Origin of the sequence: Methyloglobulus sp., assembly GCF_046714055.1 — a bacterium.
In the GTDB taxonomy this organism is placed as follows: domain Bacteria; phylum Pseudomonadota; class Gammaproteobacteria; order Methylococcales; family Methylomonadaceae; genus Methyloglobulus.
Genome location: NZ_JBKKBJ010000078.1, coordinates 1 through 15,640 on the forward strand (window position 1 = coordinate 1; position 15,640 = coordinate 15,640).

Consider the following 15,640-nt stretch of genomic DNA (forward strand, 5'->3'; position numbering starts at 1 on the left):
GCTTGGAATGCCTTTCAATTAAACACAAGCTCAACCATTTTGCCTTGCGGGCTAAGTTGTATCTGAAAGCGGTTCGGTTGGCTTTTGATGAGCTACAGACGCTTAAGCGCGTAACATGAGTAATTAAAATTAACAGGATATCCAATTTAATCGTAAATCCTATGCAAAATTTTGATCTAGGCATTCTATACGTACATGGCATTGGAACTCAAAAGAAAGGTGAAACGTTACTGGCTTTTGGCGAACCAATGATTTATTGGTTAAATCAATGGTTTTCAGGAGAAACACTTGAAAAAGATAGCCCTGTTATAAATTTTGAAACAGCCTCCCTTGAAGGTGATAGACCTGCTCATGTCGGCCTTACCTTGAAAGCCGTAAAAGCAGACGAGACGAATATACGCTTCCTTTTAGCGGAATGTTGGTGGGCAAATGAAGTTCAAGTACCTCGTTTTTCTGACATGATAGTTTGGCTATTTAAAATAGCACCATCACTTACGATTATGCACTTTTGGGATAAACTCAATTCGACGAAATGCAATTGGGAAGTTGCAAAAGAAAATAGGTGGAGAAAATTATCTGATTTAGCGGGCTTGTTTATGCAATTTTGTTTTGTCGTGATTATGATTTTACCGCTGATGGTTGGGCTACAAATGGTTGCCCTCATTTGCGTTTTACTTCCCATACCCTTCTTTCAAAAGGCCGCCCAACTTTTCCAAAATACGCTTTCTAATGTGTTGGGCGATTCCTATGTCTTGGTAAAAAGCCGTATCCAGGAGACTGCAATCCTCACCCGGTTAAAATCTGACATAGACTGGTTACAGAACGAGTATAAATGCAAAAAAATTTGTGTGGTCGCCCATTCTCAGGGTGCGGCTGTTGCATATCGATTGCTCAATGCACAACCAGAACTTTTCAAGGAAATTCCGGTTTTCTCACTTGGTTCCGGTATTGGAAAGCTAGCGTTAGTTGAGTCGTTGTTACGAGTCAAATTTTCTTCCCTAGCCATGTCATGGGCAATAATTCCAGCAATTATTCTGTTTTTATTTGCGTTAATGTTAGCTGTAAGCATGGCAGGTGAAATAACGATTAGCATTCATGGCGAAGTATGGTGGTTGAGTTTTTTTCGTATAGTATTAGGTATGGGTTTGCTTATGTCTTTTTTAGGCTTAATAGCTACCCCATTTTTCTTATTGTTTGGCTTTGCATTAAGCCCATTTCAAAAGAAAGTATTTAAAAAACCCGAGATTCCAAAACGTCCTGGGTTTGACAGGGATTATTATACTTCTAGCGATCTGGTACCCTCGTTCCAAGGAAATGCCTCTGTACCTGTACACAACCGTGGTTCTGTCCTATCTGATCACACGAGCTATATTGCGAACATAGATGAATTTGTGGGATCCTTGATCATCGACATTTTAAACTTTGTGGGAAGACCGCTTTTAGGTACAGAGAAAGCAGTATCTGGTGCAGTGAAGCGTAGACAATGGCGTGTTTTATGGCTACAACGAATAAGAAGAATTGCCCTCTTATTTACCATGATTATTTTTGCCTCTTACTGGCAACCTCAAATTTATATTCCTAGGTTTGATCCTTTTATTCAACAACAGGGCCTTAAAATCCTGGGATTGGGTTATTTGCAAGAATATACCCAGATGAGGCTGGAACAAACGCCAGAAATCGATATCGTGATCAATAGCTTATTTATCTGGATAATTTATTGGTTATTATCCAAACTTTGGGCATGGTGGGAGGCGGACGACCTTGAAGCTTATTTCGGTAAAAAACCATATCAGTCTAACCCTGTAGGGATGATAAGCTTTGGTTTTGTGACTGTTGTCTTTATTGAGTCGGCTGTGATGTATCTTTTAGGCATCCTTACGTTGTGGGGTAGCGTAATAGGTGTAATTATTAGCCTAGTATTTTGGGCAATGTATGTTTTTTCCGGCGTTAAAAAATATTATGGTCACGAAAACTTATATAAAGCAGCTTTTGCGTCGGTATGCCTTGCATCCTGTATATTTTTACCTTTAGTAAATAGTATTTACTTGCTTTGGGATTTTTCCGTGGATAGTGGTTTATACATATTTGGGACTTTGTTAATTGTATGGTTAATCATCGTTCCTATTTCTATTACAAAATGCTTTAGGAAATCAATAACAGATTAATTTTTGAATGAGCCTGGATAAAACGAAATGAAATTAGGATTTAATAAATCTCCATATTGCGCTTTGCGCTATTGGCTACAAAGTTAAAAACAAGGTTGTTTTCCCTTATGCCGCGCCAAGCATCGCAAGAAACAAAGCAAGGCCGTAAGGCGTATATATGGTAGGGTGGATTAGCCGCGCAAATATGCGGTCTATCCGTGTTGTTTGAACTTTGGGCGCGGCGTAATCCACCGAATGTGGTGATTTACGAAATGGCGGATTACGACGCGCGGAAGCACTTTACTTAACTTAAAAGACTGAATGGTTTGCGCGTCTAATCCACCCTACGCTATGACAAACGCACCATCCCCGTATGCCGCGCCGAGCATCGGAGCATTTATCAGGAATAGCCCGTTAGGGACGCGATAGGGATATCGCGTGTTGTCAAAGGGACAGGAAGTCCCTTTTGGCAACCCCTGATAAATGCGAGAAGCGCAGGAAGCAAGCGGCATCCGGGTCGCCTTTTCTTTGGATACTTTCTTTTGGCGAAGCAAAAGAAAGTATCTCGCCCGCCGGTGCGAGAACCGGTTTCTAAATAACCGTCGCGTTAGCGACACATTAATAATCTCCTTCTCCCAGTGGGAGAAGGCTGGGATGAAGGCCGTAAGTCGTATAAATGTAGGGTGGATTAGCCGCGCAAATATGCGGTCTATCTGTTTTGATTGAGCTTTGGGCGCGACGTAATCCACCGAATGTGGCGACTGTCGATATGGCGGATTACGACGCGCGGGAACGCTTTACTTATATGAGAATTAAGTGGTTTTGCGCGTCTAATCCACCCTACGCTACGACAAATGCACCATCCCCGTATGCCGCTTGCTGCGCTTCTCGCATTTATTAGGAATAGCCCGTTAGGGACGCGATAGGGATATCGCGCGTTGCCAAAGGGACAGGAGTCCCTTTTTGCAACCCCTGTCAAAAGCGAGGAGCGCAGGAGATAAGCGGTAACCGGGTCGCCTTTTCTTTGGATACTTTTCTTTGGTGGAAAAATGCTCCTGCATTTTCCACATTCACCACATCCATGTGGCTTGGCGAAGCAAAAGAAAGTATCTCGCCTGCCGGTGCGAGAACCGGTTTCTAATTAACCGTCGCGTTAGCGACACCTTAATATACTCCTTCTCCCAGTGGGAGAAGGGATAAACGAGATTGCTTTAAGTCAAAACAAGCAAAAAAGGAGAAATCAATGCCCCATAAATTAGACAAAAAAATCATCGGCTACAAAGTCTTAACCGAAGAAGACAAGAAGGTGGCAGAACCGCAAACTGCATACGATATAAAGACCATTGACCGGGAAAGCATGAACGAAAATCTCTCGCGCCCGGAAATCCTGTACGGCTCGACGTACAAAATCAAGACGCCGCAATCGGAACATGCCTTGTATATCACCATCAACGACATGATCCTGAATGAAGGCACGGAACATGAAGAACGCAGGCCTTATGAGGTGTTCATCAATTCCAAGAACATGGAACACTTCCAGTGGGTGCTGGCGCTGACGCGGGTTATCTCGGCGGTGTTCCGCAAAGGCGGGGATTCCTGTTTTCTGGTGGAAGAGCTGAAAGCGGTATTCGACCCCAAGGGAGGTTATTTCAAAAAAGGCGGTGTGTTCATGCCGTCGCTGGTGGCCGAAATCGGCTGTGCGATTGAATCGCACCTTAAACGCATTGGCATGTTGAAAGACCGGGAACTGGACGATCACCAGAAAAAATTCCTGGCCGCCAAGCGCAAGGAATTTGAAGCCATGCACACTGACACCGCCGAAATAGATGAAGACGGGGCATTTCCCGCCAAGGCGCTACTGTGCGGAAAATGCCAGACCAAAGCGGTGGTGTTGATGGACGGCTGTATGACCTGTTTGAATTGTGGCGAAAGTAAATGCGGTTAAAGTTTGAAGATATAGCCACTCCAAACTAAAATTGTGGGGTAACCTGTTATTGTTTTGATTCTTAAGCAAACACAGCACTTTTACCATAAGCCAAGGCGCAACTAATGAGTTCACACTCGTTCAATCGGTCAAAACCATTCCCGCCCTGCCCGGCGCCAAGCGATCGGCCATTGCCGTTTGCGATTGACGAAATGGATTTTTCGATATGGCTTAAAACGCTTGCAAATGCCGACGATATGGCAAAATGCCAGCAGATTTTACAGGTGCTACAAACCCTCAATAATGCCTATCCGCCCGGACGTGATCTCATTCCTGGCAGGACGCGCCTGTTCTTTCTGGAAAAGCTGGGTTCAGTGTTGACAGCAGTTACAGCGGTATTGACTCTTATCCCGGACATTACCGACGAACCCACTCCAGTTGAGGATGAGTTGCCCCTAAGTGAAATTTCGGTCTGGGGTAACCTGGAACTAGGCAACGCCTATTCGCTATTGAGCCAGGAAGACTGGTTTAAAGATGACGAATACTACTCAATAGAAGAGAAAACGTTGATTTTGTCTAACGGTATCCAAGCGATGGGCAGGGGCTTGTTGTATATTTTCCAAACCTACACCAACCCCCATGCATTTTTCTGGCATAAATGTTTTCAATTGTATCGTTTTGCCTTGCAATACCGTCTAACTGACAGCGAGTTCAACCCAAATGCCCAGCTTATCGATAATGCTTTTAAACGGGTACTCGTGCTTGCATTGAGTAATACCAAACAATTTTCACAACACGAAATGCGCACGATTTATGACTTGCTTGGGCATTATTCGTTTCATGCCGGCCTTTTGAAGTCGGTTCCCAAAAAGAAATTCAGGGGCATCCCATCTATTCATCTGAAAGGCTATGGACAGCCAGCTATTTCCCATGACGACTCGGATATTCACGATCCAGACCTGTTGTACATCGCCACCGTAACCGTAGCCAGTAAAATTCTCGAAGCAACTTACGATAAACATGCCCGTCATGTCCCTACGGATCGCTTGATGCTGCTGCGCCTGGCAAAAACCTTGACGCTTAACGAGCAAAGAAAAGATCCTCGGGAGATTGCTCAGAGAAATCACCTTGGCTCCATGGGTTTTGGCAATATCGTCGAGTTTTTGCGTAGCAAGGAAATCGAAAAACAGAACTTTCTTGCAGAAACCGGGCTTTTCGATCCAAGCCGCCCTGGAGAATTACGTGACCTGGATTTTGAAATTGTCTCAACGGAAGGAAAACGGGCGGATACTGAAACAAGTCCCAATCCCGGAAAATCACCAAATAAGACAATGCCACCCCCCGCTTTTCAAATCGTTGAATTTACAGCCCAAACTGAAATATGGAATACCAGCAACCAAGACCATCATAAAACGAATATGTGCCTTGTTGACAAAAGCGCAAAAGGCTACGGTTTGCTATGGACAGACGATCTTATAAAACCCAAAGTGGCCAATATTATCGGGATCATGCATAAAAACCTGATCATCGGTTTGATTCGATGGCTGGCACAATCCAAAGAAACCGGGATGTTTATGGGCGTGGAGTTGTTGGGCGGCAATGCCACAGTGGTTAAAGTTTCCAATCCGGGCTATCCAAATATTGAGGTTTCTGCCATCTTTTTGCCGGGGGGGGATGCTGCCAAACAATTCGCAAGTTTGATTTTTATGAATAAAGGGTTTCGGCCTAGCGAATTTATTTTTCTGAACAAAAACCATAAAAAAGTTCGCTACCGCATGATAAAACAACTGCATCTGACCTCGTTTATTAATCATGTTGAAGTGATTCGTTCGTATTGACCGATCAAAGTAACTAAGCTGTGGCCTATGGCGAGAATTCGTTGTTGGCCTGTCCTGTTTATCAGGAATATTTTTTTGTATTGGTTTCCTTTAAACCCGATAGCAAGCCGAACACAATATGTGAAATGCCCGTGTACAGGAAAAATGCAGGAATGGCATTATCTATGGTAACGCTGTTGATTTTTCCGTAAAATGCCAATGAACCCAGCATCATAATCAGGAAATAACCTACAAAAATCATTAACCTGGGTTGATCGGTAACAAAACAGTACACGCAAACCACCACCTCTGTCATTCCCATATAGAGCAGTGCAATGCGTAAATTGTTGTGCATGGCACCAAAAAGATCCTCATTAAATTCAAAAACACTGTAATTTTCTGTTATCGCCGTTAAGCCACCGTATACCAGGACGATAACTGAAATATAAAAATTGGCATCTGCAAAGAACTTGGTCACTTGCATGGCTTTAGAATTGATTATACTCATCTGCATTACCTGAGAAAAAAGCACCTCCCAACCTGTTTGGGAGGGCTATAGAGGAGGGGGCATTAGGACAAGGGACATAAATTACGGTAAAAACTATCCTAAGACATGTGACTTTCTTAGCTGTACCCTGAACTTTTCTATGCGCTTGCGGTTGACGCCAAAATCGCTATGTCCCCGGCGTGACGCGGAGCGTATGTGAATTAACCCTGCTTCTGCATCCAGGATGGCATCTATGTCATCGACAAAATGCAACACCAGGCTGGTTGCCTCAGCATGGAGTGTGCCATTTGTTTCGTGGGTAATGATCATGCGGTCATGTGTCATAATGGCTTTTCTTAACGCTAGCCAGGCACGTTTTGGATCCCCGGAAATTTTAAACGGCGCAATATAATGCTGCTTGTCTGTTGCTTGGCTGGACACGCAATTCGGAGTGTCAAGACAGGGCGGTAACTTCTTTTGGGCAGGTGTGTTGGCGTGCGTAGTCATACTAATTGCCATAACAATAAAAATGATAAGTCTAAATTTCATAGGCGGATGATTTCCGGTTGAAGCCGGGGATAGCTTGGGGAAGTTTGGCGGTTTTAAGGTTTATTTCCATGGTAAATCAAAGTGTTAATGTTTTGTAGTATGTTATCCCATGATCGCCGGAGCATTTCTGTGAAAACAGCGTGTATTCAATCCTTTCGACAAGACAATAATTTGCCATAAATATTAATAAGGTCAATAGTTATCCATTTTTAGTGTCAAAAACTTGCTATTCCTCTTGTTGTTTACAAATTCGCTGGTAGCTTCTTCGGCTAACCCATAAACTAGAAGGCTATGAAAAAAATTCCAGTCGGTATCAGCAGTTGCCTGCTTGGTCAGGCCGTGCGTTACGATGGCGGACTCAAACTTGACTCTTACATTGTTGGCACATTAGCTGAATATTTTGATTTTAAACCCTTTTGCCCGGAAGTCGCTATCGGGATCGGTACGCCCCGCCCCACTATCCAACTGGTAAAAATAGATAATGAAATACGCAGTTTAGGGGTTAAAAATCCCGATTTTGATGTCACAGCCCCATTACGCGACTATGCCAACCGGCAAAAAGCGGCGCATGACGGTTTATGCGGCTATATCCTGAAAAAAGATTCGCCCAGTTGCGGCATGGAACGGGTTAAAGTCTACATAAACAATCAACCGCAAAAAATGGGAACCGGTATTTATGCCGAGGCAATGATACGTAACAATCCCCTTTTGCCGGTTGAGGAAGAAGGCCGGTTGGGCGATCCAAGGTTGCGTGAGAACTTTATCCAGCGTGTTTATGTGTTGTACCGATGGAAACGACTCTTAGCCGAAGGATTGACGCCTAGCCGCTTGACCCGTTTCCATGCGCGGCACAAACTCATTATCATGAGCCACGAAAACTACATCGACTTAGGTCAGTTACTGGCAAGTGTGACGAAATCGAATGTGAATGATGTGGCAAATTCTTACATTACCCAGCTAATGAGCACGTTAAAAAAAGTGGCAAGCCGCAAGAGTCATGTGAATGTGCTACAACATATCCAGGGTTATTTGAAAAAGGAGTTGTCAGTAGACGATAAAGCCGAACTCTGCGAGTTGATCGAACGTTACAGACACGGAGAAGTTCCGCTCATAGTGCCGATAAACCTGCTAAAACACCATTTCAGGAAAAATCCTGACCCTTACATTGAGGATTCCCACTACATGTCCCCTTATCCACAAGAATTACAACTTATCAACGAGCGATAAGGCATGGCAAAAATCCTCATTGTCGGCTGCGGAGCGATAGGTTACGAGCTAGCCACGACATTGGCTGAAGCCGGTCACGATGTGACCGGACTAAAACGCAACCCGCTGCCTACAAGCCATGAAAAATTTAAGGTTATTCGTGCTGACATTACTTTGCCTACAGATTTAGAGGCATTGGATACTGATTTTGAACACATTTTTTTTATAGTTTCCGCCGATAGCCGTGACGAAAACAGTTACCATGACATCTACGAAACAGGTATCAATAACCTACTTAATAGATTCGCACAAACCGGTTCGCATGCGCCCTGGATTTTTGTATCTTCCACCAGCGTCTATGGTCAATGTCAAGGAGAGTGGGTTGATGAGGACTCAGTCACGTCCCCCAATAAAAGTGCCAGCCTCAAAATCGTCAATGCTGAACAAAAACTGATGGCGCTGAACCCTGCCAATGTCGTCATGCGCTTTTCAGGTATCTATGGCCCAGGACGCGAGTATCTGCTTAAAATGGCTCGGCAAACACCGTCAGTTCAGCAGCATCCACCTTACTTTACCAATCGGGTTCATCAACGCGATTGCGTGGGCGTTCTGGCGTTCCTGATTGAACAACGGTTGGCAGGAATTAGCCTTGAACAATGCTACTTAGCCAGTGATGATGATCCAGCGGCCTTATGGGAAGTCGTGACTTGGCTGGCAGGACAGATGCGGTGTAACCCGCCCATCGCTAAAATTGAAGAAAATGATTGCGGCACGAACAAACGCTGCCGCAATGACAGGATAAAAAAACTCGGCTATACCTTTATTTATCCAGACTACAAATCAGGCTATTCGGAAATAATTCATCCGGCGGAAGCAAATCTGCCCCGATTTTAACCGCTTGCGACACAAAAACTTGGCTAACCGCGACTTCAGCTTACTACTACGCAAACTTTCTGATTTGACAGTCCTTGAAACGGCATTATATTGGACAGAAAGTGCTAAAAAATTAAAACATGCACATTTGTCCATGTATTGTATAACTCGTGGTAAACTTGGCCCCTGTACTTTTTGCCCGATATGTGACTACTGCCTAAACTATGGATGATTCAGCACAATATTTAATTAGCACCGTATCCAAAAGATCAGGTGTCAAGTCTGACTTGGTAAGGGCCTGGGAACGGCGCTACCAAGCGGTCAAGCCTACGCGTACTGAAGGCGGCCATCGCGTCTATACCGATTTGGACATCGCCCGCCTCAAACTTCTCAACCAGGCAACAAATAATGGGCATAGCATCAGTCAAATAGCTAATCTCTCGCTGGATAAATTGAAAGCCCTGTTAAAGAAGGAAAGTGATTCAACAGCCCAGTCGCTAGAAAAACCCGTCCCATTGAATGGCAGCAGGCTGCACATAGCCGAAGATTACGTACAAAAATGTTATGCGGCCGTGTTGGCTTTTGATGCCCATGCACTGGAATCCCATTTTGAAAATGCTATCGTCGAACTGGGCACGGAAATATTCATCGAAAAACTGCTGAATCCTCTATTGACGCTGATTGGCGACCGCTGGCGAACGGGGGAATTAAGGCCTGTACATGAACACATGGCTTCCGCTATCGTCCGCTCGTTGACCTATATCTTGCGGAACAATAACCCTTGTTCACCCGATGCACCAAAGATGATCGTTACCACCCCCATCAACCAGTTGCATGAACTCGGCGCTTTACTCGCGGGCATTATCGCTGAACTAAAAGGTTGGAAAGTAACGTATCTGGGGGCAAACCTGCCCGCGGAGGAAATTGCCGCTGCGGTTAGGTTTACTAATGCAACAGCCGTAACCATCAGCATTAGCTATAGGACCGATGATCTGTTGATTGCCAAGGAACTGCGGCGGTTAAGGAAATTGATTGGCAATGAAGTCGCGTTAATCGTAGGTGGAAGGGCCGCTGGTCATTATGAGGCTGTTTTAGACCAAGTCGGTGTGCTAAAAATAAAAAACTACGATCATTTCAAGGAAATCCTTGAAGTTCTGGACGACCAAAATTCAAAATAAGCGCTAGCCTTAAACTTTAACATGCCGGACGTTTCCGGCATCTTGACAATATAATCCGCTGTTACCTGTGCCAAGTCCTTATTTCACCAGTATCCAGGTGCACAAAATTTGAATTTGGATAATAACCAACGCCGCCACGCTGCAAGGTATGGGCTGCATCCCTGATCGTTTTGGCGCTCACGCCTTCCATTCGAATATCAACTGCCCGTCCCTGCATATGCAAGCTGTGTCTAGCAACGCCCCGGCTGTGGCGGCGCAAACTGGCATTAGTGCCAGGAGATCGATAAGCGGAAACGATGTGAAAAGGTTTGTTTACGCGAAGTAACAATTTGACATCATATAGTTGATCCAATAAGGCCGTATCGACGGTATGCACTGCATCGTTATGGTAGTCCCTCAAAAAATAGCTGGCCTCTTTCAAGGCGTCATGAATATAACGCCCGTGCTCATAATAAGTCAGTTTTAAGGTATCTCCGGTATGGTGATGCTCCAGGGAAAGGGTTTTGTGGGCAGTAAAGCCTGAGAAAGCCGCCTGTACGATTTTGGGCGAACCCATTGCCAGCAGGGAGCCGCAAGCCACGCTATTAAGAAAGCGCCTTCTCGACAAGGTATTTGTACCGTCAATGACGGTCAGATGTTCCAGTGCAGGCTCATTCATAACGAAATGTTTCCTAGCTTTATCTAACAAACCCTGATTGTGCTTGCCTAACCTTAAGTATCCCTTAAGAAGCCCTGCAAAATCTATTTAAGGCATCAGGCTAGTACGGGAAACAGCCCCTTTAGCCCACCGGCAATAAATTCGACAGCAAGCGCCAATAAAATCAGCCCCATCAACCGGATAACCACATTGATCCCAGTCTGGCTCAAGCGCTGGGTCAACCACGGGGTAGCCCGTAACACACACCATAAAATTGCAGTCACGGCAATAATATCCAGGCTTATCAATAAGTAATGATTAATACCGCTACCCTTTTGTGCGTAGAGTATAACCGTACTGATTGCGCCAGGCCCCGCCAACAAAGGGATTGATAACGGCACCACGGCAATAGTCTCTTTTGTTTTGCCCTCCTTGGCTTCCTCCTCGTTTCGCACAGTTTCGCTGATTTTACCTTGTAGCATCGAAAGCGACATCAACATCAGAAGAATTCCGCCACTCACCCTAAACGAGTTTATACTGATTCCAAAGAAGATCAGCACCTCTTGTCCGATATAGAGCGCCACCAAAAGCATAGTAGTCACGGACAGCACAACGGTCCTGGCTATCGCTTTAAGCTCAGATGCTTTGTCACGTGCGGTCATGGAGGCTATGATTGGCATCGCTCCCAAAGGATCAACGACAGCCAATAAGGCAATAAATATTTTTAGATAATCGGTATATTCAAGCATAATGCGACTATTCGAAATCTTGCACAACGTTGTTTGGCTGGCTTAATTTAAGCTTTTTTTCTCGTAATAGATAACGCATCCATAGAAATGTAGCACATTGCACCTAAACATAACCTGCTTTTTTCAGTTATCAATAGAACCCGATGTGTATTGCTTACAGAACTCGTTTAACCTGGACAGTGCATTGACAAAGACGGACTTTCACTTATGACCGACAAGCCCGCACACAAACCCATGTTAGGCTGGCGTGAATGGGTGGCCTTACCTGAGTTTGGTATTCCCCAGGTCAAGGCCAAAATCGATACCGGGGCACGTTCATCCGCCTTGCACGCAGAAACGCTAGAACCCTACCGGAAAGGGGGCGAAAATTGGCTGATGTTTACCGTACAGCCCAAACAAAAACAAGGCGATTTCCTGATCGAATGCCACGCCCCCATCAAAGACCGTCGCCTAGTTTCAGATTCTGGGGGCCATAAACAGCGTCGTTACGTCATAGAAACCCAGTTACTGTTCGGCCAGCACCTGATTCAAGCCGAAATTACGCTCACCAACCGGGATTCCATGCGGTTCCGTATGTTACTAGGCCGAACCGCAATGAATAAGCATTTTATTATCGACCCCAACGTCTCTTATTTGCAGGGAAAACCCAATCCAACTAGCTACAACACATTATTGACACGTCGCCTGGATGAAACGCAGTGTAATCCGGGATAATCGGAGCTGCACTACCCCGTATTTCGCATAGCTCCATCTGGGTTCGTGCTTGCGATAAGAAGAACGCTGATTGTTTGGAATATCCTGTTTTGCTAACAGCGCTTCCAATAATCGGGGCAAATCGGGTGAAATCGCCAGCATGTCAGTATCTCCAGAACCGTATATCAGACTACTAACTAAGATGATATACAGTTAGAAAATGGGCTATAGATCACGCAATGTTGTCATGAGGCTAAAATTATGGTAAATCTACAGAGACCTTATAATCATTTGTTAGGCTACCAGACCCTGTGTGCACATGCTACAACCACAAGCTAGAAAGGAGACAACCATGAAATCCGAACGTAGAACCTATTGGTCTTCAGCCGTGTCTGCCATAGCGCTTTTCCTCTGCGGTGCTATGATCTGTCCTGCCGAAGACTTCAGCACTCTAGTCAAGCACTTGGAGCAAGAAAAGCCGAAGTTTGCCAAGCGCCATCAGGCGTTGCTTGCGGAGCGCTACGACCTCGCTGATCGCCCGGCACTGGACGACAAGATGTCTCGCGGCAAACCTGTGCAGGAGGGAGTGCGCGTGAAATTGCCTAAAGGCATAGCGTGGGAGCAGCTCGCCGCCATATCACCGGAAGACATCAAGAGTAAGAACCTTTGGCCAAGCGGTTTTTTCCCCTTACCGCATCCCCATCACGAAGCGGGTGGGATGGTTTTTCCGGAGGCGCTCATTGACGAAACCAAACACCAAACGGAACGCGATCTGACACGCTTTGACCTCGATTTTGACTTTCCACAACATCTGCTGCCCGAATTCCCTGCTCCGATCTACCTCACCACGAGACCAGACCTAGGTGATGTGACGCGCGGGCGGTTAGTGACACTGAGTAACTTCAACGAACTATTCAAAGATATCCTGAATCCGAAACAGCTTGAAGGTTTACGGTTACTCGTGACACCGTTCCCCCAAGCGCAGTTCAATGCCACCGAGGATCGCCGCAGTCTCAAAGCTCACCAGGGTGTAGCTTGTTTTGACTGCCACGCGAACGGCCATACGAACGCGGCTACGCACACTGTCGGAGACATCCGTCCGAATGAACACCGGCATCGCATAGACACGCCTTCCTTGCGCGGCGTGAATATCCAGCGGCTCTTCGGCTCCCAGCGCGCGCTCAAGACGGTGGAGGACTTCACCGAGTTCGAGCAGCGTGCCGCCTATTTCGACGGCGACCCGGTTCAGGCACAACGTAAAGGTGTAAACATACTAGAACGCGGCAGCCAAGTGCATTTCATGGCCGAGTTTCAGGCTCTGCTCGACTTTCCGCCCGCGCCGAAGCTCAACGTCTTAGGCAAGCTCGACTCCACTAAAGCCACTGGGAGCGAAATGCGCGGTCAGGCGCTATTCTTTGGCAAGGCTCAATGTGCCACCTGCCATGTCCCTCCGTATTATACAGACAACCTCATGCACAACCTGCGGGTCGAACGCTTCTACGAGGAACGCATGATCAACGGTAGAAAAGCCTCGGCGGACGGCCCGATCAAAACCTTCCCGCTACGTGGCATCAAAGACTCGCCACCGTATCTGCACGATGATCGTCTGCTAACGCTGGATGACACGGTAGAATTTTTTAACCTCGTGTTGGAATTGAAGCTAAATGAACAGGAGAAGAAGGATATTGTGGCCTTTTTGCGGGCGATGTAGGTCGTCAAAACGGCCTAACCCGTACACTCAAGCCGACCCGGTTTCGCTCTACGCCACGTTAGCTGGATAATTTCCTTCACGCAGGACGGGGTTTACAACCCTGTCCTGGACATTTTTTTGAGGAATGGGCTTTGTCGTTATACTTGCTTATCGGGTTATCAGCCCGATAGGATGTACCGAGGCACGAGGCGCATCAATCGCGAACGATGCGCTTCCCTCCGTTCAGCACATCCTATCAGTAGCGCGCCTTATCGGGTTAAAATATTCGGATGCAATCGTCGTGATTACACAAATGGCGCCAGTTATTTTTTCACCGTAGTTATGTTCCGCCGATTTACCCTTATTAGGCAATCGGGAAGCGGTAGACATTTTGCGCAAAGCGATTCGTGCCGAGAAATCACGTAGGCCCTTTCAAATTGATGCAATGGTTATTTTACCAGATCACATCCACGCAATATGGACATTGCCATCCGGTGATGCCGATTATTCCATTCGCTGGCGAAACATCAAGCGATCATTCACCCAGCAAATAGAAATTAACAATCGACCCACAGTATTTGGCAGCCGTCAACGTAAAGGTGAACAAGCCATATGGCAGCGTCGATTTTGGGAACATCGGCTTCGTAGCGAACGTGATTTTAACCATCATATAGATTATATTCATTACAATCCAGTAAAGCATGGCCTGGTTGTGCGTCCCGTTGATTGGGAATACAGCAGCATTCACCAGTATATTCAACGAGGGATATTAACGTCCGATTGGGGAGTGGGTTGCCTTATTGATATTCCAGACACCACCGGATACGAGTAGGTTGGGTTAACAGCCTTATCGTTAACCCAACACATCGGAACACCCAATGTTGGGTTGCAAAAAGCGCAACCCAACCTACGCTGCTCCATCGGGGCATGCGCGGCGCAAAGATAACGGTAGCGTCAAAACACTCAAAACAGGGTTACAAACCCCGTCCCGCGAAAGGTCAACAAGGAATTCCATAAGCCGCTAAAGCAGCACAGTACGCTTCCTGATTAATACAGTTTGTGAACTGTTGCCCCCCAGAATAAATGGTCGCGCAATGCGAACCAGGATATAAAGCGGTAACAGTGACAATAAGTTTCGCTGGCTTATCTTGTCCATTATCATTCACTGTTCCTTGAATAGGTGCTTTACTTAGTTTAAGTGACTGCATTAAAGCAGCCTCTAATGAAGGATTTTCTAAAGCCACAATTTTTGTATTGCAGTTGCCCGGTGCAGTGTTACTTTTAGGTTTGAATTGAATTTGTCCTTGTTTTGTATCTGAGGGATTTCTCGAAACAAAGATATTATCTGTAGTGCCACACGGAGCAATCTCTTTACTCGTAAACGGATTAATAGAAACTAACTTGCCGGTATCAAAGGCAACTCCACTAGTTAATATGACGTTTTGCTTAACAAGTTGTTCGATTGGATCATTTTGGCTGCATGAAATCACACCTCCAATTACAAACAACAATGTCAATGTTCTTTTTATGATTTTCATTTTTACTTCTCCTCTTTTTTAGTTATTGACTGATGTTACGCACCACCATACATTTACGCGTTGTTTTTAATATTTGTGTCTCTACCGCGACGTTAGTTTTAATCGGGTTCTCGCACCCGAAGGCGAGATACTTTCTTTTGCTTCGCCAAAAGAAA

Annotated in this window: 13 protein-coding genes and 1 pseudogene; 9 read left to right on the top strand and 5 right to left on the bottom strand. The window is 45.6% G+C overall.

Annotated features, from left to right (window positions below; all coding sequences use genetic code 11):
* The first annotated feature begins 161 nt into the window (after nt 1-161).
* From ACLQ6D_RS04630 to ACLQ6D_RS04640, 3 genes are all read left to right on the top strand, one after another.
* On the top strand, nt 162-2,165 hold the full coding sequence (locus tag ACLQ6D_RS04630) for a hypothetical protein (RefSeq protein WP_411726116.1): 2,004 nt from the start codon (nt 162-164) through the stop codon (nt 2,163-2,165).
* 1,222 nt (nt 2,166-3,387) lie between these two features.
* Nucleotides 3,388-4,089 carry an NrdJb gene (locus ACLQ6D_RS04635; RefSeq protein WP_411726117.1) on the top strand — a complete coding sequence of 234 codons (702 nt, stop codon included), beginning with the start codon at nt 3,388-3,390 and terminating at the stop codon, nt 4,087-4,089.
* A 104-nt stretch (nt 4,090-4,193) separates the two neighbouring features.
* On the top strand, nt 4,194-5,906 hold the full coding sequence (locus ACLQ6D_RS04640; protein ID WP_411726118.1) for a hypothetical protein: 1,713 nt from the start codon (nt 4,194-4,196) through the stop codon (nt 5,904-5,906).
* 61 nt (nt 5,907-5,967) lie between these two features.
* Here ACLQ6D_RS04640 and ACLQ6D_RS04645 read toward each other — a convergent pair whose 3' ends face one another.
* Both ACLQ6D_RS04645 and ACLQ6D_RS04650 read right to left on the bottom strand, forming a co-directional pair.
* Nucleotides 5,968-6,393 carry a hypothetical protein gene (locus ACLQ6D_RS04645; protein ID WP_411726119.1) on the bottom strand — a complete coding sequence of 142 codons (426 nt, stop codon included), beginning with the start codon at nt 6,391-6,393 and terminating at the stop codon, nt 5,968-5,970.
* A gap of 93 nt (nt 6,394-6,486) precedes the next feature.
* The gene (locus ACLQ6D_RS04650) at nt 6,487-6,879 is read right to left on the bottom strand and encodes a DUF1499 domain-containing protein (RefSeq protein WP_411726120.1); all 393 of its coding nucleotides are present in this window, start codon (nt 6,877-6,879) and stop codon (nt 6,487-6,489) included.
* Nucleotides 6,880-7,212: 333 nt separating this feature from the next.
* Here ACLQ6D_RS04650 and ACLQ6D_RS04655 point away from each other — a divergent pair, with 333 nt between their 5' ends.
* The 3 genes from ACLQ6D_RS04655 (at nt 7,213) to ACLQ6D_RS04665 (ending at nt 10,178) form a co-directional block, all read left to right on the top strand.
* Nucleotides 7,213-8,148 carry a YbgA family protein gene (locus tag ACLQ6D_RS04655; RefSeq protein ID WP_411726121.1) on the top strand — a complete coding sequence of 312 codons (936 nt, stop codon included), beginning with the start codon at nt 7,213-7,215 and terminating at the stop codon, nt 8,146-8,148.
* A 3-nt stretch (nt 8,149-8,151) separates the two neighbouring features.
* Nucleotides 8,152-9,021 (top strand): SDR family oxidoreductase, encoded by an 870-nt coding sequence (locus tag ACLQ6D_RS04660; protein ID WP_411726122.1) that lies wholly within the window; start codon nt 8,152-8,154, stop codon nt 9,019-9,021.
* A 203-nt stretch (nt 9,022-9,224) separates the two neighbouring features.
* Entirely contained in the window at nt 9,225-10,178 is a 954-nt protein-coding gene (locus tag ACLQ6D_RS04665; protein WP_411726123.1) for a MerR family transcriptional regulator, read from the top strand.
* 61 nt (nt 10,179-10,239) lie between these two features.
* Here ACLQ6D_RS04665 and ACLQ6D_RS04670 read toward each other — a convergent pair whose 3' ends face one another.
* Together ACLQ6D_RS04670 and ACLQ6D_RS04675 are read right to left on the bottom strand one after the other, a co-directional pair.
* Complete coding sequence (locus tag ACLQ6D_RS04670; protein ID WP_411726124.1) at nt 10,240-10,836, bottom strand: YcbK family protein; 597 nt, start codon at nt 10,834-10,836, stop codon at nt 10,240-10,242.
* A gap of 95 nt (nt 10,837-10,931) precedes the next feature.
* Nucleotides 10,932-11,564, bottom strand: coding sequence for a YchE family NAAT transporter (locus ACLQ6D_RS04675; protein ID WP_411726125.1), 633 nt, complete (start codon nt 11,562-11,564; stop codon nt 10,932-10,934).
* A 207-nt stretch (nt 11,565-11,771) separates the two neighbouring features.
* Here ACLQ6D_RS04675 and ACLQ6D_RS04680 point away from each other — a divergent pair, with 207 nt between their 5' ends.
* The 3 genes and pseudogenes from ACLQ6D_RS04680 (at nt 11,772) to ACLQ6D_RS04690 (ending at nt 14,779) form a co-directional block, all read left to right on the top strand.
* The gene (locus ACLQ6D_RS04680) at nt 11,772-12,278 is read left to right on the top strand and encodes an ATP-dependent zinc protease (RefSeq protein WP_411726126.1); all 507 of its coding nucleotides are present in this window, start codon (nt 11,772-11,774) and stop codon (nt 12,276-12,278) included.
* Between the two features lie 331 nt (nt 12,279-12,609).
* Complete coding sequence (locus ACLQ6D_RS04685) at nt 12,610-13,968, top strand: cytochrome B6 (protein WP_411726127.1); 1,359 nt, start codon at nt 12,610-12,612, stop codon at nt 13,966-13,968.
* 321 nt (nt 13,969-14,289) lie between these two features.
* Nucleotides 14,290-14,779 (top strand): annotated as a pseudogene (locus ACLQ6D_RS04690) (REP-associated tyrosine transposase).
* 166 nt (nt 14,780-14,945) lie between these two features.
* Here ACLQ6D_RS04690 and ACLQ6D_RS04695 read toward each other — a convergent pair.
* Nucleotides 14,946-15,485: a hypothetical protein gene (locus ACLQ6D_RS04695; protein WP_411726128.1), complete on the bottom strand. Its 540-nt coding sequence runs from the start codon at nt 15,483-15,485 to the stop codon at nt 14,946-14,948.
* Nucleotides 15,486-15,640: the final 155 nt, after the last annotated feature.

What these genes read in the sequence shown, in the direction of transcription:
- ACLQ6D_RS04630 (WP_411726116.1), top strand. Translation starts at nt 162, where the DNA reads ATGCAAAATTTTGATCTAGGCATTCTATACGTACATGGCATTGGAACT.
- ACLQ6D_RS04635 (WP_411726117.1), top strand. Translation starts at nt 3,388, where the DNA reads ATGCCCCATAAATTAGACAAAAAAATCATCGGCTACAAAGTCTTAACC.
- ACLQ6D_RS04640 (WP_411726118.1), top strand. Translation starts at nt 4,194, where the DNA reads ATGAGTTCACACTCGTTCAATCGGTCAAAACCATTCCCGCCCTGCCCG.
- ACLQ6D_RS04645 (WP_411726119.1), bottom strand. Translation starts at nt 6,393, where the DNA reads ATGAGTATAATCAATTCTAAAGCCATGCAAGTGACCAAGTTCTTTGCA.
- ACLQ6D_RS04650 (WP_411726120.1), bottom strand. Translation starts at nt 6,879, where the DNA reads ATGACTACGCACGCCAACACACCTGCCCAAAAGAAGTTACCGCCCTGT.
- ACLQ6D_RS04655 (WP_411726121.1), top strand. Translation starts at nt 7,213, where the DNA reads ATGAAAAAAATTCCAGTCGGTATCAGCAGTTGCCTGCTTGGTCAGGCC.
- ACLQ6D_RS04660 (WP_411726122.1), top strand. Translation starts at nt 8,152, where the DNA reads ATGGCAAAAATCCTCATTGTCGGCTGCGGAGCGATAGGTTACGAGCTA.
- ACLQ6D_RS04665 (WP_411726123.1), top strand. Translation starts at nt 9,225, where the DNA reads ATGGATGATTCAGCACAATATTTAATTAGCACCGTATCCAAAAGATCA.
- ACLQ6D_RS04670 (WP_411726124.1), bottom strand. Translation starts at nt 10,836, where the DNA reads ATGAATGAGCCTGCACTGGAACATCTGACCGTCATTGACGGTACAAAT.
- ACLQ6D_RS04675 (WP_411726125.1), bottom strand. Translation starts at nt 11,564, where the DNA reads ATGCTTGAATATACCGATTATCTAAAAATATTTATTGCCTTATTGGCT.
- ACLQ6D_RS04680 (WP_411726126.1), top strand. Translation starts at nt 11,772, where the DNA reads ATGACCGACAAGCCCGCACACAAACCCATGTTAGGCTGGCGTGAATGG.
- ACLQ6D_RS04685 (WP_411726127.1), top strand. Translation starts at nt 12,610, where the DNA reads ATGAAATCCGAACGTAGAACCTATTGGTCTTCAGCCGTGTCTGCCATA.
- ACLQ6D_RS04695 (WP_411726128.1), bottom strand. Translation starts at nt 15,485, where the DNA reads ATGAAAATCATAAAAAGAACATTGACATTGTTGTTTGTAATTGGAGGT.